Source organism: Shewanella sp. DC2-4 (assembly GCF_013248875.1).
Classification (GTDB): domain Bacteria; phylum Pseudomonadota; class Gammaproteobacteria; order Enterobacterales; family Shewanellaceae; genus Shewanella; species Shewanella oncorhynchi.
In genome coordinates, this window is the sequence record NZ_JABRVR010000002.1 from 3177325 (window position 1) to 3199637 (window position 22313).

General features: G+C 46.0%; 16 protein-coding genes, 3 tRNA genes and 2 rRNA genes. 11 read left to right on the forward strand and 10 right to left on the reverse strand.

Annotated elements, in window-relative coordinates; all coding sequences use genetic code 11:
- Positions 1–45: 45 nt before the first annotated feature.
- From HQQ92_RS14580 to pssA, 3 genes are all read right to left on the reverse strand, one after another.
- A 23S ribosomal RNA gene (locus tag HQQ92_RS14580) occupies positions 46–2955 on the reverse strand.
- A 362-nt stretch (positions 2956–3317) separates the two neighbouring features.
- Positions 3318–4864, reverse strand: a 16S ribosomal RNA gene (locus tag HQQ92_RS14585).
- Together the 16S and 23S rRNA genes form the textbook arrangement of a ribosomal RNA operon.
- Positions 4865–5635: 771 nt before the next feature.
- On the reverse strand, positions 5636–6487 hold the full coding sequence (pssA, locus tag HQQ92_RS14590; protein WP_173246323.1) for a CDP-diacylglycerol--serine O-phosphatidyltransferase: 852 nt from the start codon (positions 6485–6487) through the stop codon (positions 5636–5638).
- 94 nt (positions 6488–6581) lie between these two features.
- On the opposite strand from pssA, the gene HQQ92_RS14595 reads away from it, so the two are divergent.
- Positions 6582–7049 (forward strand): DUF4124 domain-containing protein, encoded by a 468-nt coding sequence (locus tag HQQ92_RS14595; protein WP_173246326.1) that lies wholly within the window; start codon positions 6582–6584, stop codon positions 7047–7049.
- Between the two features lie 277 nt (positions 7050–7326).
- Here the strand turns inward: HQQ92_RS14595 and clpB are convergent, their stop codons facing one another.
- The 3 genes from clpB to rluD all read right to left on the reverse strand — a co-directional run bounded on the left by clpB (position 7327) and on the right by rluD (position 11809).
- Positions 7327–9900: an ATP-dependent chaperone ClpB gene (gene clpB / locus HQQ92_RS14600; protein WP_173246329.1), complete on the reverse strand. Its 2574-nt coding sequence runs from the start codon at positions 9898–9900 to the stop codon at positions 7327–7329.
- Between the two features lie 199 nt (positions 9901–10099).
- Positions 10100–10834, reverse strand: coding sequence for a peptidoglycan editing factor PgeF (pgeF, locus tag HQQ92_RS14605; protein ID WP_173246332.1), 735 nt, complete (start codon positions 10832–10834; stop codon positions 10100–10102).
- Positions 10835–11809: a 23S rRNA pseudouridine(1911/1915/1917) synthase RluD gene (gene rluD / locus HQQ92_RS14610; protein WP_105249966.1), complete on the reverse strand. Its 975-nt coding sequence runs from the start codon at positions 11807–11809 to the stop codon at positions 10835–10837.
- A gap of 122 nt (positions 11810–11931) precedes the next feature.
- Between rluD and HQQ92_RS14615 the strand changes: the two genes are divergently transcribed.
- The 6 genes from HQQ92_RS14615 to hmpA all read left to right on the forward strand — a co-directional run bounded on the left by HQQ92_RS14615 (position 11932) and on the right by hmpA (position 16527).
- Positions 11932–12693, forward strand: a complete 762-nt coding sequence (locus tag HQQ92_RS14615) for an outer membrane protein assembly factor BamD (RefSeq protein WP_105249967.1) — start codon at positions 11932–11934, stop codon at positions 12691–12693.
- 229 nt (positions 12694–12922) lie between these two features.
- Positions 12923–12998: transfer RNA gene (locus HQQ92_RS14620), tRNA-Phe, on the forward strand.
- A 54-nt stretch (positions 12999–13052) separates the two neighbouring features.
- Positions 13053–13139: transfer RNA gene (locus tag HQQ92_RS14625), tRNA-Leu, on the forward strand.
- 68 nt (positions 13140–13207) lie between these two features.
- Positions 13208–13294, forward strand: a tRNA-Leu gene (locus HQQ92_RS14630).
- A 165-nt stretch (positions 13295–13459) separates the two neighbouring features.
- Positions 13460–15085, forward strand: coding sequence for a methyl-accepting chemotaxis protein (locus HQQ92_RS14635; RefSeq protein WP_173246333.1), 1626 nt, complete (start codon positions 13460–13462; stop codon positions 15083–15085).
- A gap of 248 nt (positions 15086–15333) precedes the next feature.
- The gene (gene hmpA / locus HQQ92_RS14640; RefSeq protein WP_173246336.1) at positions 15334–16527 is read left to right on the forward strand and encodes an NO-inducible flavohemoprotein; all 1194 of its coding nucleotides are present in this window, start codon (positions 15334–15336) and stop codon (positions 16525–16527) included.
- Between the two features lie 96 nt (positions 16528–16623).
- On the opposite strand, the gene HQQ92_RS14645 is transcribed toward hmpA, so the two are convergent.
- Positions 16624–17346 carry a pseudouridine synthase gene (locus HQQ92_RS14645; RefSeq protein WP_173246340.1) on the reverse strand — a complete coding sequence of 241 codons (723 nt, stop codon included), beginning with the start codon at positions 17344–17346 and terminating at the stop codon, positions 16624–16626.
- Positions 17347–17506: 160 nt separating this feature from the next.
- Between HQQ92_RS14645 and HQQ92_RS14650 the strand changes: the two genes are divergently transcribed.
- Entirely contained in the window at positions 17507–18433 is a 927-nt protein-coding gene (locus tag HQQ92_RS14650; RefSeq protein WP_105249971.1) for a TPR end-of-group domain-containing protein, read from the forward strand.
- A gap of 106 nt (positions 18434–18539) precedes the next feature.
- Here HQQ92_RS14650 and HQQ92_RS14655 read toward each other — a convergent pair whose 3' ends face one another.
- Positions 18540–19175 (reverse strand): metalloregulator ArsR/SmtB family transcription factor, encoded by a 636-nt coding sequence (locus HQQ92_RS14655; protein WP_028759266.1) that lies wholly within the window; start codon positions 19173–19175, stop codon positions 18540–18542.
- Between the two features lie 147 nt (positions 19176–19322).
- Here HQQ92_RS14655 and HQQ92_RS14660 point away from each other — a divergent pair, with 147 nt between their 5' ends.
- Entirely contained in the window at positions 19323–19937 is a 615-nt protein-coding gene (locus HQQ92_RS14660; protein WP_028759265.1) for an NADPH-dependent FMN reductase, read from the forward strand.
- A 56-nt stretch (positions 19938–19993) separates the two neighbouring features.
- Complete coding sequence (locus HQQ92_RS14665) at positions 19994–20410, forward strand: VOC family protein (RefSeq protein ID WP_173246343.1); 417 nt, start codon at positions 19994–19996, stop codon at positions 20408–20410.
- A gap of 99 nt (positions 20411–20509) precedes the next feature.
- On the opposite strand, the gene HQQ92_RS14670 is transcribed toward HQQ92_RS14665, so the two are convergent.
- Positions 20510–20848 (reverse strand): DUF1971 domain-containing protein, encoded by a 339-nt coding sequence (locus HQQ92_RS14670; RefSeq protein WP_028759263.1) that lies wholly within the window; start codon positions 20846–20848, stop codon positions 20510–20512.
- Positions 20849–21088: 240 nt separating this feature from the next.
- On the opposite strand from HQQ92_RS14670, the gene HQQ92_RS14675 reads away from it, so the two are divergent.
- Positions 21089–21559, forward strand: coding sequence for a YcxB family protein (locus tag HQQ92_RS14675; protein ID WP_173248676.1), 471 nt, complete (start codon positions 21089–21091; stop codon positions 21557–21559).
- Positions 21560–21630: 71 nt separating this feature from the next.
- Here HQQ92_RS14675 and HQQ92_RS14680 read toward each other — a convergent pair whose 3' ends face one another.
- Entirely contained in the window at positions 21631–22194 is a 564-nt protein-coding gene (locus HQQ92_RS14680; protein WP_113939919.1) for a GPR1/FUN34/YaaH family transporter, read from the reverse strand.
- Positions 22195–22313 lie beyond the last annotated feature (119 nt).

Below are 22313 nucleotides of genomic sequence, written 5' to 3' on the forward strand. Positions count from 1 at the left end.
CTAGAAAATGTCTGGAACATTTTCAGTAAAACCCATCTGGGTTGTATGGTTAAGCCTCTCGAGTCATTAGTACATGTTAGCTCAACGCCTCACAACGCTTACACACCATGCCTATCAACGTCCTAGTCTCGAACGGCTCTTTAGAGGAATTAAATTCCTAGGGATGACTCATCTTAGGGCTCGCTTCCCGCTTAGATGCTTTCAGCGGTTATCGATTCCGAACGTAGCTACCGGGCAATGCCATTGGCATGACAACCCGAACACCAGCGGTTCGTCCACTCCGGTCCTCTCGTACTAGGAGCAGCTCCCTTCAATCATCCAACGCCCACGGCAGATAGGGACCGAACTGTCTCACGACGTTCTGAACCCAGCTCGCGTACCACTTTAAATGGCGAACAGCCATACCCTTGGGACCGACTTCAGCCCCAGGATGTGATGAGCCGACATCGAGGTGCCAAACACCGCCGTCGATATGAACTCTTGGGCGGTATCAGCCTGTTATCCCCCGGAGTACCTTTTATCCGTTGAGCGATGGCCCTTCCATTCAGAACCACCGGATCACTATGACCTACTTTCGTACCTGCTCGACGTGTATGTCTCGCAGTTAAGCTGGCTTATGCCATTGCACTAACCGTACGATGTCCGACCGTACTTAGCCAACCTTCGTGCTCCTCCGTTACTCTTTGGGAGGAGACCGCCCCAGTCAAACTACCCACTGGGCACTGTCCCTAATCCCGATAAGGGACCTAGGTTAGAACATCAAAACTACAAGGGTGGTATTTCAAGGACGACTCCATCATGACTAGCGTCACAACTTCAAAGTCTCCCACCTATCCTACACATGTAGGTTCAATGTTCAGTGCCAAGCTATAGTAAAGGTTCACGGGGTCTTTCCGTCTAGCCGCGGGTATACGGCATCTTCACCGCAATTTCAACTTCACTGAGTCTCGGCTGGAGACAGCGTGGCCATCATTACGCCATTCGTGCAGGTCGGAACTTACCCGACAAGGAATTTCGCTACCTTAGGACCGTTATAGTTACGGCCGCCGTTTACGGGGCTTCGATCATGAGCTTCTCTTGCGATAACCCAATCAATTAACCTTCCGGCACCGGGCAGGCGTCACACCGTATACTTCCTCTTGCGAGTTTGCACAGTGCTGTGTTTTTTGATAAACAGTTGCAGCCACCTGGTATCTGCGACTCCCGTCAGCTTAGAGAGCAAGTCTCATCACCAACAGGAGCGTACCTTCTCCCGAAGTTACGGTACCATTTTGCCTAGTTCCTTCAGCCGAGTTCTCTCAAGCGCCTTGGTATTCTCTACCCGACCACCTGTGTCGGTTTGGGGTACGATTCCCACTAACCTGAAGCTTAGAAGATTTTCCCCGGAAGCATGGCATCAACTACTTCAGTCCCTTAGGACCTCGTCATCAGCTCTCAGTGTGTACATTAAAGTACGTGTCCCCGGATTTGCCTAAGAACACCACCTACCACCTTAAACGCGGACTACCAACGCCGCGCTAGCCTAGCCTTCTCCGTCTCTCCATCGCAGTTAGCGGAAGTACAGAAATATTAATCTGTTTCCCATCGATTACGCCTTTCGGCCTCACCTTAGGGGTCGACTCACCCTGCCCCGATTAACGTTGGACAGGAACCCTTGGTCTTTCGGCGAGGGGGTTTTTCACCCCCTTTATCGTTACTCATGTCAGCATTCGCACTTCTGATACCTCCAGCGTGGGTTACCCCTTCACCTTCAACGGCTTACAGAACGCTCCTCTACCGCGCACAGTAAACTGTGCACCCGTAGCTTCGGTGACTAGCTTAGCCCCGTTACATCTTCCGCGCAGGCCGACTCGACTAGTGAGCTATTACGCTTTCTTTAAATGATGGCTGCTTCTAAGCCAACATCCTAGCTGTCTAAGCCTTCCCACATCGTTTCCCACTTAGCTAGTACTTTGGGACCTTAGCTGACGGTCTGGGTTGTTTCCCTTTTGACGACGGACGTTAGCACCCGCCGTCTGTCTCCCGAGTAGTACTCATTGGTATTCGGAGTTTGCAAAGGGTTGGTAAGTCGGGATGACCCCCTAGCCTTAACAGTGCTCTACCCCCAATGGTATTCGCTCGAGGCGCTACCTAAATAGCTTTCGAGGAGAACCAGATATCTCCCCGGTTTGATTGGCCTTTCACCCCCCAGCCACAAGTCATCCGCTAATTTTTTCAACATTAGTCGGTTCGGTCCTCCAGTTGATGTTACTCAACCTTCAACCTGCCCATGGCTAGATCACCGGGTTTCGGGTCTACACCTTGCAACTAAACGCGCAGTTAACACTCGGTTTCCCTACGGCTCCGCTATTCGCTTAACCTCGCTACAAAATGTAAGTCGCTGACCCATTATACAAAAGGTACGCAGTCACGGTCTCAAGAACCGCTCCCACTGCTTGTACGTATACGGTTTCAGGTTCTATTTCACTCCCCTCACAGGGGTTCTTTTCGCCTTTCCCTCACGGTACTGGTTCACTATCGGTCAGTCAGGAGTATTTAGCCTTGGAGGATGGTCCCCCCCATATTCAAACAGGATGTCACGTGTCCCGCCTTACTCGTTTTCATCAATGGTTAGTTTTTCATGTACGGGGCTATCACCCTGTGCCGCTGCGCTTTCCAACGCATTCCACTAACACCCCACTGACTTAAGGGCTAATCCCCGTTCGCTCGCCGCTACTAGGGGAATCTCGGTTGATTTCTTTTCCTAAGGGTACTTAGATGTTTCAGTTCCCCTCGTTCGCCTCGCAACACTATGTATTCATGTTGCGATAACAGCTTATGCTGCTGGGTTCCCCCATTCGGACATCGTTAGCTCAAATGCTTGTTACTAGCTCGCCAACGCTTTTCGCAAGTTACTACGTCCTTCATCGCCTCTGACTGCCAAGGCATCCACCGTATACGCTTAGTCGCTTAACCATACAACCCAAATGAGTTTCACTCACCTGAGTCGCATTGCGACCAGCTTGGTTTTACTTGTCTCACTTCTGACCAAAGAAGTGGACGCGCCTTAGACGTAAACTATTCAATAAAGAATAATTTACTTTTGAATATTCAAGACACTTAATAAAGTGTTTGAGAACTCATGTTCAATGCTTTCGCATTAAACGTTTTGTAATTAATCACATGACAGACTCATGCAATTAAATACTATCAGCTTTCCAAATTGTTAAAGAACAATGCGTACCGGCTCGCGGCGCATTTAGCTCTGACTTCTCCTAAGAGAAGCTAAACAAGCAATCTGTGTGAACACTCAACAAACATTAAGTTAGTCGTATAGGTAAGGAGGTGATCCAGCCCCGAGTTCCCCTAGGGCTACCTTGTTACGACTTCACCCCCAGTCATGAACCACAAAGTGGTGAGCGCCCCCCCCGAAGGTTAAGCTACCCACTTCTTTTGCAGCCCACTCCCATGGTGTGACGGGCGGTGTGTACAAGGCCCGGGAACGTATTCACCGTGGCATTCTGATCCACGATTACTAGCGATTCCGACTTCATGGAGTCGAGTTGCAGACTCCAATCCGGACTACGACGAGCTTTGTGAGATTAGCTCCACCTCGCGGCTTTGCAACCCTCTGTACTCGCCATTGTAGCACGTGTGTAGCCCTACTCGTAAGGGCCATGATGACTTGACGTCGTCCCCACCTTCCTCCGGTTTATCACCGGCAGTCTCCCTAGAGTTCCCACCATTACGTGCTGGCAAATAAGGATAGGGGTTGCGCTCGTTGCGGGACTTAACCCAACATTTCACAACACGAGCTGACGACAGCCATGCAGCACCTGTCTCACGGTTCCCGAAGGCACTAAGCTATCTCTAGCGAATTCCGTGGATGTCAAGAGTAGGTAAGGTTCTTCGCGTTGCATCGAATTAAACCACATGCTCCACCGCTTGTGCGGGCCCCCGTCAATTCATTTGAGTTTTAACCTTGCGGCCGTACTCCCCAGGCGGTCTACTTAATGCGTTAGCTTGAGAGCCCAGTGTTCAAGACACCAAACTCCGAGTAGACATCGTTTACGGCGTGGACTACCAGGGTATCTAATCCTGTTTGCTCCCCACGCTTTCGTGCATGAGCGTCAGTCTTTGTCCAGGGGGCCGCCTTCGCCACCGGTATTCCTCCAGATCTCTACGCATTTCACCGCTACACCTGGAATTCTACCCCCCTCTACAAGACTCTAGTTCGCCAGTTCGAAATGCTATTCCTAGGTTGAGCCCTGTGGGCTTTCACATCTCGCTTAACAAACCGCCTGCGCACGCTTTACGCCCAGTAATTCCGATTAACGCTCGGACCCTCCGTATTACCGCGGCTGCTGGCACGGAGTTAGCCGGTCCTTCTTCTGTAGGTAACGTCACAGATATAGCGTATTAAACTACATCCTTTCCTCCCTACTGAAAGTGCTTTACAACCCGAAGGCCTTCTTCACACACGCGGCATGGCTGCATCAGGGTTTCCCCCATTGTGCAATATTCCCCACTGCTGCCTCCCGTAGGAGTCTGGGCCGTGTCTCAGTCCCAGTGTGGCTGATCATCCTCTCAGAACAGCTAGGGATCGTCGCCTTGGTGAGCCATTACCTCACCAACTAGCTAATCCCACCTAGGTTCATCCAATCGCGGAAGGCCCGAAGGTCCCCTCCTTTCCCCCGTAGGGCGTATGCGGTATTAGCAGTCGTTTCCAACTGTTATCCCCCTCGACTGGGCAGATCCCTAGGCATTACTCACCCGTCCGCCGCTCGCCACCTCAGAAGTAAACTCCCTTGTGCTGCCGCTCGACTTGCATGTGTTAGGCCTGCCGCCAGCGTTCAATCTGAGCCATGATCAAACTCTTCAATTAAAGTTTTGTTGCTTCCGTCTTGCGACTTCAGCGGCTCAATGAATTCTACTGTTTTGATTCGCTTTGCTCACTAATAAGCATCGCGTTTCAATTCATACATTACTGTATGTACATATTACTATGAACACTCAATCATGCTTCCCATTAAGGAGAATGACTTGAAAACATTGATTTAAATTTTTGACTGCCAACCCGAAGGCTAAGCAGTTTCGATTAACTCAACACCTGTGAGTGTCCACACAGATTTCTTGTTTTATCTTGTTAAAGAGCAACTCAACCTCATAAGAGAAGGTGAGTACCACACTGAGCGTCGAACGTTTCCAGTTGGCTAGGGCTGCGCATTCTACGCATTTCCCGTTTCGCGTCAAGGAGTTTTTACAAACTTTCTCAACACTCATCAATCAGTAAACTCATCAATGAACTGTCACACCAGGCTGCTTAACGCTGTCTGCCGTGTCAGTGGATGCGCATTATAGGCAGTGAAACTTTTTGTGCAAGGGCTTTTTTAACAATCTGCGCCAAGCGAATAAATAACCACCAAACTGCAGAAATATACTGCAATACTGAGCAATATCGCTGTTTGGGTTGATAAGTTTGGCAGAAGGAATAGCCTATTGCTGGAGTTTTAATAGATTGAATGGGCATAAACAGAAGTTGATAGCTATTTTTCGTAATATCTATCAGCAAACCTCTAAAAGCGTTATGCCCAGTGTGATGTCTTACTCTTGTTTGCACCTAGCTAATGATAAGCACTGATCAAAAGCACGAGCCCTAAGATTTATACTCTTCTTGTTTCTCTTTTTCGATACTTGTAGCGCTTTGTGTTTGTGCTGCAGCTTGGGTTGAGTGATTGATCTCGACATTCGTCACCGTATCATCACCGACAATATGCGCGACTTTGAGTTTCCTTACCGTTCTGATAGTAATGATCGGGCCTGAAATCGCATATAAGTAGAAGCCGACACATAAGATCAATGCAGGTTGAACTGACACCACCACAAATACACCGACGACCAGTAAGATCACGATAAAGTTAACCTTGCCACGCCAGTCAATTTCTTTAAAGGAGTGATAGCGGAAATTGCTGACCATCAGTAAACCGGTTGCCGCAGTAACAAGGGCCGCAATCCAACTGATGTTTCTTCCATCGAGACTATATTGATTACCAAGCCAAATACTGCCGGCAATAACAGCTGCGGCTGCCGGGCTGGCGAGACCTTGAAAGTAACGCTTATCGGCGACGCCAACTTGCGTATTAAATCGAGCGAGCCTGAGTGCCGCACCTGCACAATAAATAAATGCCGCCAACCAACCAATTTTACCTAAGTCGGCTAATGCCCAATTGTAGGCGAGTAGTGCTGGTGCCATTCCGAAGGACACCATATCCGCCATACTGTCGTATTCGGCACCAAAATCACTTTGAGTATTAGTCAGTCTTGCCACTCGACCATCGAGACCATCACAGATCATGGCTATAAAAATGGCTATTGCAGCAGCTTCAAAGTTAGCATTCATGGAAGCTATCACAGCATAAAAGCCAGAAAACAATCCTGCTGTCGTAAAAAGATTAGGCAGTAAATAGATACCTTTATTCTTTACTGTTTGATTTGAAGAATTTTGCATACACTTATTACGCTAGTTCAGTGAAGAGAAGTTAGCTTTCAAGATAACATATTTTATTATCATGTCGATGAGAGACCAGTTAGGGATAATTTCGATGTTAAAAGTGAACATGTTCAGAACAATACTGTATCGATGGCTCTGGCTCAGCCTTTTCATTGGCCCCGTTTCTGCGGGCGTTATCTATACTTGGGTCGATGAAAATGGGGTGACACATTACAGCCAGCAAGCCCCACAACAAGAAAGCATCAAAACATCAAAACTCTACAGTGAAGATTTAGAGCAGGCGAAAGTCGGTTTTATCGCGCCGATAAAGAAAGTTGAGCCAACTTCTAAAGCCAATGAATTAGAAAAGTCAGCGGCACTGATTAAAGAAAAAGACGCCAAACAGGCTAACTCCATTTGTGAGAGTGCAAAACACAATTTAGAAATACTCACTACGCACACTAAGCTTATCCGCCAAACTTCCGATTCGGGTGAATCTGTCGCTATGACTGAGGAGGATCGCCAAGCCTCGATTGCCCAACAGCAGGAAAGAATCAAACTCTTCTGTGATAAGAAGTAGCCAAATTCACTATGCCACTACATTAATGAAGAACGATTAAGCTGATGCAATAAAAAAGGAGCCGAGTTAAAAACTCAGCTCCTTTCGTTTTAGTGCTTGAAGCGGAAGCGATACTGACTAAAACAGCTCTATCTCTTATTGCAAGATAGTTTATTTCAAGCTCGTTCATTCAAGAACGCTTATTTCAGTTCGCCTATTTAAACATATCCAACTTCAAGCTTGTGATTAACGTATCGCATTCAAACAACACACTAAGTTACTAGCTACTGGTCACAGGTTATTGCTCGAACACTAACTCGCCACCCGCACAACTGACCTTGATCGGTTTACCCGGTAACAAGTCACCACGCAGTAATTTCTGCGCCAGCGGGTTTTCGACTTCTTGCTGCAATGCCCGTTTCAACGGTCTTGCGCCATACACAGGATCGAAACCAATTTCCGCAATCAGTGATAATGCGTCGTCGGTGATCTCCAATGTATAGTCCTTTTCAGCCAAACGTTGGCGTAAGGAAGCAATTTGTATCGAAGCAATACGTTTGATATTGGCAGCATCCAATGGATGGAACACCACAGATTCATCGATACGGTTTAAAAACTCGGGTCTGAAACTGTGAGTGACCACATTCATTACCGCCGCTTTCATCTCTGCATAGGTCACTTGACCAAATCCTTCTTGGATAATGTCGGAGCCTAAGTTCGAGGTCATGATGATCACTGTATTTCTAAAATCGACAGTACGACCTTGACCATCGGTTAAGCGTCCATCATCAAGCACTTGTAGTAAAATGTTAAACACATCGGGATGCGCTTTCTCGACTTCGTCGAGCAATATCACTGAATAAGGTTTGCGACGAACGGCTTCCGTTAAGTAACCGCCCTCTTCATAACCTACGTATCCAGGAGGCGCCCCCACTAAACGCGATACTGAGTGTTTCTCCATAAACTCAGACATATCAATGCGCACTAAAGCCGATTCGGTATCAAATAAGAACCTCGCCAGTGATTTACACAGCTCAGTTTTACCTACACCCGTTGGGCCTAAGAACAGGAACGAGCCAATCGGGCGATTTGGATCCGCCAGACCCGCGCGGCTACGACGAATCGCATTCGCAACCGCATCGACGGCTTCGTTTTGGCCGATCACTCGTTCATGCAGCGCCACTTCCATTTGCAGTAATTTTTCGCGCTCGCCTTCAAGCATTTTCGATACGGGTATTCCCGTCGCTTTCGACAATACTTCGGCGATTTCGAACTCAGTAACCTTGTTACGCAATAACGTCATGTCCTGCATTTCGGCTTGCGATGCCAAATCGAGCTGTTTTTCAAGCTCAGGAATACGACCGTATTGCAGCTCAGACATCCGAGTTAAATCACCCGCACGACGCGCCACTTCTAAGTCCATTCGAGCCTGTTCGAGATCGGCTTTTATGTGCTGAGTGCCCGCTAATGCGGCTTTTTCAGTACGCCAGATTTCGTTCAACTCTGAAGCTTTCGCTTCAACGTCACGTAATTCCTCTTGCAAATGATCAAGCCTGCGACGACTCGCCTCATCATTTTCTTTGGCTAACGCCTGCTCCTCCAGTTTGAGCTGGATAGCACGACGTTCAAGCCTGTCGAGTGACTCAGGTTTTGAATCCATCTGCATACGGATGCTTGATGCCGCTTCGTCGATCAAATCGATCGCTTTATCGGGCAACTTACGATCCGACACATAACGGTGCGACATGGTCGCTGCCGCCACTATCGCCGGATCGGTAATTTCCACATGGTGATGCAGCTCGTAACGTTCTTTCAGTCCACGCAAAATGGCGATGGTATCTTCAACGCTTGGTTCATCCACCAGCACTTTTTGGAAACGACGTTCAAGCGCCGCATCTTTTTCAATATACTGACGATACTCATCAAGTGTGGTCGCGCCCACACAGTGCAAGTCACCACGCGCTAACGCAGGTTTGAGCATGTTACCCGCATCCATTGCGCCTTCACCTTTACCGGCGCCGACCATAGTATGCAGTTCGTCGATGAAGAGGATCACTTGACCTTCTTCCTGCGCTAACTCATTCAATACCGCTTTTAAACGTTCTTCGAACTCACCGCGATATTTAGCGCCCGCAATCAATGAGCCCATATCGAGGGATAAGACACGCTTATTTTTAATGCCCTCGGGGACTTCACCATTAACGATACGCTGGGCAAGTCCTTCAACAATCGCCGTTTTACCCACACCCGGTTCACCGATAAGGACGGGGTTGTTTTTACTGCGACGTTGTAATACTTGGATCGTGCGGCGAATTTCATCGTCACGGCCGATCACAGGATCTAACTTGCCTTGTTCAGCTCGCTCGGTGAGATCGATAGTAAACTTCTTCAACGCTTGGCGTTGATCTTCAGCGTTCGGATCATCCACTTTTTGGCCGCCACGCATTTGTTCAATGGTTTGCTCCATCAACTCTTTGGTCGCGCCGGCTTTTTTCAACGCTTGCGCAAGAGCATCGACACCTTCTAACGCAGCTAATACAAATAATTCACTAGAGATATATTTGTCTTTACGCTTTTGCGCCAATTTATCGCACAGATTTAATAAACGGATTAAACCTTGGGATAATTGTACATCGCCGCCCGTACCTTCGACTTGAGGTAAGCGTTCCAGCTCTTGACTCAAGAGCGATCGCAGCGCACTCACTCGAATGCCAGCTTGGGTCAATAAGGGATGGATTGAACCTGAATCTTGGTTCAACAATGCCATCATCAAATGCAGCGGTTCAATAAACTGATGATCACGCCCAAGTGCGAGTGACTGGGCATCAGAGATGGCAAGCTGAAATTTATTGGTCATACGATCGAGTCGCATACAGCCTCCTAACACTCATATAGTAGAGATATGCCAATCCACAGGACATCTTGCCAATTTAGTGGCTTTAAAATCAGTACCGCTAATGGAGAGATCTAAATAGGATTGGTATTACATTTCGTTAGTTAAAAGATGGGGGCTATTTAGCCAAATTCAAGCGAATAACGCGCAAATAAATACAAACTGTAGGGGAATTAGCTTAAGACTTAAGCCAGATCAATGAAGCCATGCGTCCCGTCACCTTATCGCGACGATAAGAGAAGTAATCCGTGTCGCTGACTGTGCAGATATCTGCGCTATAAATATGGTTTATACCGAGTAAACTCAAGCGTAATTTAGCCAAGCCAATAATATCGGCAAGATACTTGTTACCACTTGGAATAAAACACGCTGCCGACTGCGGATGTAAAGTACAAAAGGCTTGCTGTACTTCAACGCCGACTTCAAATTTTTGTGGACCAATTGCCGGGCCGAGGTAGGCAATCAACTCATCCATAGGTGAACTAAACTGCGCCGCGGTGGCCTCAATCACGCCATCACATAAACCACGCCAACCGGCATGGGCCGCAGCCACTTCTGTTCCCGCTTGATTACACAACAACACAGGTAAACAATCGGCAGTCATTATAGCGCAAACTTGGCTAGCCGTTTGGCTGTAACTGGCATCGGCAATCGGTGTATCCACAGCAGGAGCTAAGCTCAGCGCATCTAAATTAAGCACATGAGTACCATGCACTTGCTCGAGCCAGACAGGCTCGGCGGTTAACGCTAATTGTTTGCAGAGTAATTCACGATTAGCCATCACCAGCTCAGGCGCATCACCGACGTGCAGTCCAAGATTCAAACTGTCATAGGGATGCACGCTCACACCGCCATGACGATTTGTCATAGCGATGCCAACATTAGCGGGAACAGGCCAATCGTGATTAAACACTTACAAATACTCGATCGGATGCTCGACCGTGTCTTGACGCAGTGCTTTCGTCAAAATCACCATGTCTTCAGGAATTGGCGCGTGCCAGCTCATGATTTCACAACTCACAGGGTGCGCTAATTCAAGACGCACAGCGTGCAGCGCTTGGCGCTTGAAGTTTTTCAGAATATCAAAAAACTCTGGGCTGGCCCATTTCGGCGGTTTTGGACGACCACCATACACAGGATCGCCCACTAATACGTGGCCTATGTATTCCATGTGCACACGAATTTGGTGAGTACGACCAGATTCAAGGCGCAATCTTAGACGAGTGTGGTTACGGAATTTTTCCGCCACACGATAATGCGTCACTGCAGGTTTACCTGAGTGATGCACCGCCATATGAGTACGTTTCGTTGGATGACGACCAATCGGCTCATCAACAGTACCGCCACCTGTCATAGTCCCCATCACAATCGCTTCGTATTCACGAGTGATTTCACGGGCCTGCAAGGCGGCAACTAAATGGGTTTGCGCTTCAACGGTTTTGGCTACAACCATTAAACCTGTAGTATCCTTGTCCAGACGGTGCACAATACCAGCACGTGGTACATGCTCAATATCGGGACAATGGTGCAACAGTGCATTCATCAAAGTGCCATCGGCATTACCAGCACCAGGGTGAACCACGAGTCCCGCTTGCTTGTTGATCACAATAATGTCGTCATCTTCATAGACGATATCCAGATCAATGGCCTGTGCCGCTGCGTGAACTTCTTCTTCAAGAGTGGCATCTATGAGTATCTGTTGCAGCTCATAAACTTTCTCTCGGGGCTTATTAACGACAACGCCGTCAACATAAACTGCATCAGATAGGATCCATTCCTTGATGCGCGTGCGCGAGTAATCTGGGAACAACTCTGCTAGGGCCTGATCTAATCTCAGTCCAGTTTGTGTTGCCGAAATCTCGCTTTTTAGATTAATCTCTTGTGTCATAGGAACCGTATCCCCATTTAGGGGTCAAAAAATGTGTGCTATCTGTTACAATCGGATGTTTTCTATTTTATAGTGAAATGGAAAAATTCTTAACTACAACTTAAAAAGAATTGAATTCAAGTATGTATAAATTTTCCAAAGGCGTTACCTTAGTCCTATTTTCACTAGCGTTATCAGCCTGTAGCAGCAGCCCTGATGATAACGATATTGCCGCCAAAACGTCACCTGATGTACTTTATACTCAGGCAAGAACCTCTATGGAGCTTGGCAATTACTCTAAAGCTGTCCGTTCTTTGGAAGCGTTAGACTCACGCTTCCCCTTCGGACCTCACAAAACTCAAGTCCAGTTAGACCTGATATATGCTTACTATAAAATGGACGATGTCGCTTCTGGTATTGCGAACATAGACAGATTTATCCGTCTTAATCCAACTCATCCAGATGTAGACTATGTGTTCTATATGCGCGGTTTAGTGAACATGCAAGCCGACAATTACATGTTCCACGACATGCTTAATATCGACCGAACCGATCGTGACCCTAAAAATGCTCAAGATGCTTTCAAAGATTTTGATCGTCTTATCAAAACCTACCCTAACAGCAAATATGCCGCCGATGCGCAAAAACGCATGTTAGCGTTGAAGAATCGCTTAGCAAAATATTCAATTCAAGTTGCCGAGTATTATCTCAAGATGAATGCATGGAGCGCCGCAGCAATCCGAGCACAATCTGTAATGGAAACATACCCTGGCACCCCTTCAAATGAACGGGCATTAGAGATAATGATAGAAGCTTATGGCGAATTAGGTCAGAGCAAGCTGAAGCAAAACGTGCTCATGGTAATGCAAGCTAACTTCCCAAACAATGAAATCTTATCAAACTAACCGAGAATGCCCCTTTAATAGGGGCATTTTTTTGCTTGGTGACCCTAGATAAGCCATAAATAGATAACGCTAAGTTCTCAGTGTGGATAGTGGTTTGGCTATTTTTATATCCTCAATACCAACACAAATGACACTTTCGTGTAAATCTTATCCAACTGAGTCACTTTTTCCGTTATTTAGTAAAAATCTATTGACTCAAAACCCGAAAAGCCTTTAAATTGCGCCCGTCGCCCGAATAGCTCAGTCGGTAGAGCAGAGGATTGAAAATCCTCGTGTCCCTGGTTCGATTCCGGGTTCGGGCACCATCTTTAAATGGGTTGCGATAGCGACTTATGTTAGAGAACTGCGATAGGTACAGTGCAGGTGTGGTGGAATTGGTAGACACGCCAGCTTCAGGTGCTGGTGCTCGCAAGGGCGTGGAGGTTCAAGTCCTCTCACCTGTACCAAATTGCAGTTCAAAAGTTAAGATTCACAGTGTTAAGATTGTCAATTCGATGAAATATCGAATAGCCATGCAGATGTGGTGGAATTGGTAGACACGCCAGCTTCAGGTGCTGGTGCTCGCAAGGGCGTGGAGGTTCAAGTCCTCTCATCTGTACCAACATTTAAACCTCGCCAAGCGAGGTTTTTTTGTATCTAAAGCAAAATAAATTTTCTGTAACTCTCCCCTCTTTCCTCAGATTTGCTATACCTATTGTTACAGACTCATCATAGGGATAGATAGAGTTCTGCCTAAAGGACTCTTTAGTTCACTGAGGCTATCCATATGAACGGTCTACAAATAAAACAAAAAATGTTTATCGGCATTCTGGTTCCCCTTGTAATGCTAATGACGATTGGTTTTCTCGCCATTAATATGATGGGTAAAATTGAATCGGGTGTTGAACGTATCTATGGCGATAGAGTTGTGCCACTAGACGATTTAAAAGTGATTGCTGATAAATACGCGGTCGATGTTATCGATGCGGTCAATAAGGCAAACGCGGGTGGTTTCACCGCCTCTCAAGCAGCTGAAGCACTAGACAGTGCCAAATCTACCATTACCCAGCATTGGCAAAAATACTTAGCCACTGAACTTACCTCAGAAGAATCCCGACTCGTAAAACAAGCCGAAGTGCTGTTCTTACCCGCGAATCAACAGATTGACACTCTGGTCTCACGCTTAAGAGGATTAAATGGTGATGTATCAAGCCAATTATCGGCCAATATCCTGCCGCTTTACCAAGTAATAGACCCCATCAGTAACCAAATATCTGAACTGATTGCACTGCAAATTCGCGTGGCAGGCGAAGAAAAAGATCGTGTGAATGCCATTTACCAATCTTCAATCACTATTTTTGTAGCATTAGCCTGTGCCGCCATGATTATCAGTATTGTGATTGGGCTCTGGGTCAATCGCAGCGTGATGAATCCTATTAATGACATTCTCAATAAACTTAAGCTGATCCATCAAGACTCAGATCTTACCGTCAAATTCACTACTTTTAATCACGATGAGCTAGGACAAATATCCACTAGCCTCACCCAAGTTATTGAACACTTGCGGGGCATTCTTCATTCTATTGCCGAAGCGGCAAATACCGTTAATAGTTCAGCAAATGAGTTAAGTAGCTTCACGCAGGCAACCAATAAACGTATGCAACAGCAGCAAGCCGAAACGGAGCAAACAGCAACGGCCATGAATGAGATGACGGCAACGGTCGCAGAAGTCGCCCAAAGCGCATCTGCGGCGGCAGATTCAGCCAAAGATGCCGACACCTATGCAGCCAATGGCAATAATATTGTGATGCAATCGATTAGCAGTATGTCGCAATTATCTGATCAAATTCAAAAAACGGCACAAGTCATTGGATTTCTGTCTAATGAGAGCCAAAATATCGGCCGCGTACTCGATGTGATAAAAAGCATTGCCGAGCAAACCAATCTATTGGCATTAAATGCCGCCATTGAAGCGGCCCGCGCGGGGGAACAAGGCCGCGGCTTTGCAGTCGTTGCAGATGAAGTGCGGACCCTTGCGCAGCGCACCCAAAAGTCAACCCAAGAAATTGAGGCCATGATTGCCACACTACAACAAGGCGTTAAAGAAGCAGTTAATGCTATGGAAATCGGTATAAATCAAGTAGATGATGCTAATGATAAAGCCAATCAAGCAGGCCAAGCACTAAAAGAAATCGTCTCCTCGGTAGATAGCATCACAGAACTTAATACTCATATTGCGACCGCTGCCGAAGAACAAAGTAGCGTTGCCGAGAGCATTAATCGCAGTATTATTGCCATCAGCGATATCGCCGAACATTCCACCGCATCGGCGGCTGAATTAAGTGAATCTGTGGTTAATTTAACCAAACTCGCCAACAGCATGCGCAATCAAGTAAGTGCATTTAAACTCTAAGTCAAAAAACCACACTATGACTGCAATAAGCTTTGCTGTTGCAGTTAACCTCCCTCCACCTCTGTAATACATTGAAATAAAATATTTATTTATCATTCCCCTATCTCATACCCGCTTTGATAAAGCACTTCAAATGACCTTAATCACGCTTGTCGGTAGCACGAATTGCGATCATCACTATTGATCCAAATCAAATAGATCTTTAAACTTATTTAACATTCATAATATTTGCACGTTAAGGATTTTCTATGTTGGACAGCCGTACAATCCAAGTTATCAAGAGCACTATCCCCTTACTCGAATCCGCAGGCCCTGCGCTGACGACCCATTTTTATGAACGTATGTTCAAACATAATCCTGAACTAAAAGATGTATTTAACTTGGCACACCAGCATTCTGGTGGCCAGCCTGTTGCCCTGTTCAACGCCGTCGCGGCTTATGCTAAAAATATTGAAAACTTAGCGGTGCTAAGTTCGACTGTCGAGCGCATTGCCCAAAAACATACAGGCTTTCTGATCAAACCTGAGCAATATGCGATTGTCGGCAGCCACTTATTGGCCACCCTTAAAGAGTTAGGCGGCGATGCAGTAACAGAAGAAGTATTAGAAGCTTGGGCGCAGGCCTATGGATTTTTAGCAGATATCTTTATTCAACGAGAAGCTCAAATTTATCAGGCACATGCAGAACAAGATGGCGGTTGGTTGGGTGAGCGTCAGTTTATCATTAGCGCGAAAAAGACTGAGTCCACAGTCATTACCTCCTTCATATTGACGCCCGAAGATGGTAAACCAGTTAAAGATTTCATTCCTGGTCAGTATTTAAGTTTGAAACTAAAACATCCCAATTTAGCATATGAAGAAATCCGCCAATATTCCCTATCCGATGCACCGAATGGCAACAGCTACCGCATCAGTGTGAAACGTGAATTAGGTGGCCAAGTGTCTAATCTGCTACACGATACCATGCATATCGGTGACAAAATTGCAGTTATGCCGCCGGCGGGAGATTTTATCTTAGAAGTCGGGGCGGACATCCCCGTAGTGCTCATTTCAGCTGGAGTGGGTCAAACACCGATGAAAAGCATGTTGAATCAATTGATCAAGTTGCAACATCCAAGTGCTATTACTTGGCTACATGCCTGTGAGCAAGGTGATGTACATGGCTTCAAACAGGCTATTCACACCAAGCGCCAGCAACATCATAATCTGAAGAGCCATGTTTGGTATCGCAAGCCGAGTTCAACCGATGTGGTTGGTACAGATTATGATTTCGAAGGACAAATGGAATTAAGCAAAGTCGCAGATCAACTGCTTCCCCATGCACGTTACTATTTCTGCGGGCCTATTGGATTCATGTCAGCCATCAAGCAACAATTACTCGCTCTGGGTGTCTCAGCTGAAAACATGCACTATGAAGTATTCGGCCCCCACGCCGATCTCTAATCCCATGTCACGGGCTTGGGACACTTGACTCTCAAGTCCATTTTTAGATTTAGAATACGCAGAATAATGGCTGATAAATTGAATTACCCTATGTCTCTAAGCTACCGGTTTGCAGCGAATACAAGCCACTTCTGCGGCATTCAGCATACGACTTTCGCCTGATGCCAGAGCTTCATCCAACACAATATCACCTATTGATAATCTATGTAGACCAACAACTGGGTTTCGAAAGCGACCAAACATCCGCTTAATTTGATGGTACTTACCTTCCTTTAAAGTCACTTCAGCAACATGATCAGCAAGGATCACCAATTTAGCAGGCTGAGTCATTATATCTTCAAAGCTGAAATACATACCTTCGGCAAATGCGGCGATATATTCTTCAGTTAAGGGATTAGCTAAGGTGACGCGATACACTTTATCGACCTTATGCGTTGGTGACATTAGTGCATCAGACCAGCGGCTGTCATTGGTCAGTAATAATAAACCCGAAGAATTCAAATCTAGTCTACCCGCGATATGTAACTCATCACGGGCTTCACAATCGAGCAAATCAATCACGGTTTTATGCTGAGTATCTTTAGTCGCGCTCACCACGCCAATCGGCTTATGCAACATCAAATAAACTGGCGTGTTGGCCTGTAATATTTGCCCATCGAGTTGGATGTGAGAAAACTCATCCACTTGCCTATCCATGTCCTTCACTATCAATCCATCGACACGAACTCGGCCCAAGAGTAACAGTTCACGCACCGCTTTACGGTGAGTGTGTAACTGGGTACAGAGATAACGATCGAGTCGGCCGCGCTTAGACTGCATAACACCACAAATGACGAAATATGAATGGGATAGCCATTCTAGCAGGATGCGAGTTCAGGTCATAGCGAGCTAATACTGTAAGCATCACAGAGGTTATTTAGAGCAAAATTAGCTCAAACTAGGCAAAATTTGTTAAGCTAGGCGTTCAATTCATCTTATTGTGAGTGGTTACCGCATCAAAAACTTATCTGCAAGTCCCGTTATGATACGTTCGAACCTGCTATTTTTAGTCTTGTTTTTAGTGATACTCGCGAGCTCATTCTTCACTCAAGCGAGCGATGCAGAAAATCCCCCTGAAGCGCCTCAACCTTTCGCCATCCATGATAAACCGCTGATAGAGCGCTACGTCTTCGATGAACTCAAATCCCTCAGATACGATCAACAGGATCTTGAGCGGCGCCTCACCATAGATATCACAGATCGCGAACTGGCCGTTGCCGACAAGTCGATGAATTACGCCAATGTCACTGTCACTTACTTCTTTTATATGATCGCCGGCGTCGCCTCTTTAGTTGCCTTTATCGGCTGGCAATCCCTACGGGAAATCAAGACACATACCGCCAAACTGGCCGCGAATCAGCTGCAGAGTATTGCCGAACAATACGAAGAAAAGTTCAAATTACTCGAGCAAGAACTCAAGCATAAGAGTCGTACTATCACGGATAATAATCGTGAAATAGAAGTGATTAATGAAATTCATAATCTGTGGCTACGCGCCCAAAGTGCCCAGACACCCGAACAAAAAATTGAAGTCTACGATGAAATCCTCACGATTCGACCTGGAGACTTGGAAGCGCTGACCTACAAGGCCGATGCCGCAATGGAAATGCGCGAATTTAATTGGGCACAAAGCCTATGTAATCGTGTTTTAGAGGTTGACCCAACGAACGCCCATGCTTTTTATCAAAGAGCCTGCGCCTTTGCGTGTTTAGGTGTTGAAGATAGGGCAATTTCTGATTTGGAACGTGCCATCCATAACAGCGCATCCTTCAAAGAGCTAGCGTTGGATGAAGCTGATTTCTCACAACTTAAAGGGCATCCTCGTTTCGAAACCTTATTGGCCTATCACGAACCTGATAAACCCTAAGCTCCGAGGTTTAAGCCCAGAACGAATGCTTAATATATAGCGTTAGCTTTCAGTGACGTTTTATCCCACAGATAAAACGCCTCAAGCAAACAACTTAAGTGCACGACTAGGCTATCGCCGCAACTTTAATTGCCGCAATTTTATATGCACAGCGGCGAGCACCTTCGATGATATGTTCTTCGCGGCTCACCACGGCAATATCAGCGAATAACTGCTGGAAAAGTTGCAACTCTGAGCGGCAAAAGTTCAAACACTTAGTCGCTGCGGCGCAGATTGGACAATGATTTTCGAGTAAAAAATACACGCCATCGATGTGTTCCATGGTCGCCATATAACCTTCGTTCGAGCGTAATTTCGCAAGTATGGCCAGACGTGTCGGAATATCAGTAGCCCCTTCCATTGCCGCACGATATTGGACTAACGCACTTTGCTCCCTGTGACCGATAAGCTTATCCAAGCCTTGGTCGCCAAAGATCATTTTTACCGAGTCAATCAGCTGTACCGTCAATTCCTCATGGCGATCGGCAAAGTGAGTACGGCTTTGTTCGGTCAATCCCCAATAACGTGTTGGGCGACCGCGGCCTTCAACTCGATCCTCAATATCCACATCACCCATATCTTCCAAAGCTTGCAGATGTTGACGCACCCCCATAGTCGTTAACGCCAATTCCTCCGCTAAGGTTTTAGCGGTAAGCGGGCCATGCAACTTGAGTAATTGAATAATCTTATCAGTAGTTTTCATTGAGTCTCCCCGATTTCAGCCGAAGCATTATCTCCCAATCTCCGCAGCTTTAACAGATTAAATAAACTTTTTTATTTACTTTATCCTTTACAAGATTAAATAAAGCAATTACCTTACAAATAATTTATAAACAAATAGGTTTACTTAATGAAATTACTCATCATCAGCACCAGCCAAAGACCCGATTCACAAAGTGCTAAAGTCGGTCGTTATATCGCGGAAAGCAGTTTCTCATCTCCCCACAACATGGGTTACGACACGATACATCACTTAGAACTATGCCTATTTAATCTGCCCTTTTGGGACGGAGAAGAAGACAACAAAGGTGAACACTGGCCCGAAATAGAGCACAGAGTCGATGAAGCCGATGCGCTAGTGCTGATCACCCCGGAATGGGGCGGCATGGCATCACCATTACTGAAGAACTTTTTGTTGATGTGTACTCGCGAAGAAACCGCCCATAAACCCGCCTTATTAGTTTCGATATCGGATGGTATTAGCGGTACCTATCCTATCGTTGAAGTGAAGATGAATGCCCTTAAAAACAATAAATTAGTGCCCATACCCGATCACTTAATCATCCGCAATGTCAGCCATGTACTCAATGCAATCCCTGAGAGTGCCCGCGATATCGCGCTTAGGGAAAGAGTGCAATACAGCTTATATATGCTGCATCAATACGCCCAAGCATTAGCCCCCATTCGTGAACAACATGCCAATCAAGCGTACCCAAAACAGCAGGAATACTGTTACGGTATGTAAGCGGCTTGAGATTTTAACCACCAGCAACAGACTAAAATCATTACAAGGAACGCATTATGATTCATTTAGAGCATATCAATTTAGTGGTAGACGACATCCCCGCAGCACTGCGCTTTTATCAAGCGGCTTTCCCCAATTGGCGTATTCGTGGTGGTGATAAAGGCACTTGGTACGGCAAACCCCGTAATTGGATTCATTTTGGCGATGATTATCAATACATTGCTTTTAGTGACAATGGTGAAGGTGAAAACCGCGATTTGGCTGGTCATCAAATTGGACTGGCGCATTTTGCCTTTGTGACCGACAACTTAGATGCTGTGATAGCAAGACTGACCCAAGCAGGTTTCCCTATTGCCAAAGATGGCATGGAAGATCCCTATCGACGCAATATTTACTTCTTCGATGCCCATGGTTTTGAAGTGGAATTTGTGGAGTATTTAACTGATATTCCAACGGAACGAAATCGCTATTAGTGCCATTTGCTATTAGCGTAAATCGGTTATTAGCGAGAAGTTGCCAGCAGCTGCTAACCGCGCGAATTGGACAGAGTATTAGTTGCTAGGAGCTAGGTACTATTCGCTTCGCTCGGATTGTTGCTGCGCCACTATGGCCGAATCCTTATGGGCATAAAAGTGGAGTCTAAACTGAGTATCTTCGGTCAGTAGCTCCACTTTATGCCAATATTCAGGATGTGATATGGCGGTTTCACCTGCGCGAATAATAACTTCTTTATCTAATTCGCCCCTGCTACCCGTATAGCCATAAAACTTTAAGCTGCCCGTTAACACTTGGATCTGCCCATACACGCCAGCCTTAGTATTGTGCATGTGCAGCAACATTTTAGGGACGTTGTCATGGTTGAAAACCGGCGTTGATTTGTAATTTACAAAATCTTTGGGGACTAAGGCCATGATGTTTGCACTCCTTGTGTCAAATCACGAAAATCGAACAATGCTTACGGCAAGACTAATATAGCCGTTGCCGTATTTCTGTCCAACTCATATCTTGACCTGTATTAACGAGCGGGTTTGAACGTCGAATTTGAAAACACCAAAGTGCTCATTCATGCTTGCAATAGCAAGGTTAGTTACTTTCATCACTGTAATCGCTACACTAGCCCGCATTAAGTGCCACCTCAATTAGATGACATGATGCCAACGCCCTATTCATATTCCACAACGTATATTTTAGATAAAGCCCATTTCGATGAATGCTATACGCAATCAGTGGTACCAGATCCCACGCTCAAACCTTACTACAAAGCCATTGGATTAACCCTGATAGGTATCGCGCTTATTTTCACCGATATTAGCCTGTATTTAGCTTACTTTTTTGTTGGGTTAGGTGTTATCGAAGCACTCAATGTGAAGTATCACAAGGCATGGTGGTTGATGCGTCAGATGATGAGTAAAGCGGCCAGCAATGAGGTCACACTCACTATTGATGAGAAAGGAATTCATACTCAATCCATGTCTGTGACCAGCCAAATTTTATGGACCGACATTTACCGAATTAAAGAAACTGAAAAAGGCTTCTTGATCACCCACAAGGCAGGCACGAGTTATGTTTCTCTCCGTAGCTTAGATGAAGCAGCTGTGGCCTATATTAAAACTAAAATGTAATACAGCTAAAAACACCCATAAAAAAGGCTGATCTTCATCAGCCTTTTTTACAACTCTGCATTGCTGAATCGTTACTTTTTCAATTCACCAACCGGTAAAATCGTACGGCCATACTCATTATTAAGCACCTGCGCCATCGCAAAATAAATCGCACTCGCACCGCAAAGTATCCCTTCAAAGCCCGCAATAGTGCCAATCAAGGCGCTACCCGTAAAATCACGCGCCGCCAGCAGAAAAAATAAGATAGTTAAAGAAGCAAACACAAACTGTTTGGCTCTTGGATAACGCAAAGAACCCACAAACATAAATGCCGTGAATATGCCCCAAAGCGTTAAATACCAGCCCATAAAATACGTTGGACTCGCCGCAATGCCAGCATTAGGCATTAAAATGAGGCCCACTAGCGTTAACCAAAACAAACCGTATGAGGTAAATGCCGTCGTACCGAAAGTATCGCCGCGCATGAAACACATAATCCCCACAATCACTTGACCAATGCCACCGTAAAAAATCCCCATGGCTAAGATCATAGAATCAATAGGGAAATATCCCGCATTATGAATGTTTAACAAAATTGTTGTCATACCAAAGCCCATTAAACCTAATGGCGCTGGATTAGCCAGTTTTGTAGACACAGAGTTCCCCTAGAGAAAAATCAACAATTCAATAAAAATCAATAGCATTTGCCATTAATCTTATGCACGCGCACCTGCGAGAGCGGCGCATTCTAGAGGATAGCTATAATCTTAGCAAT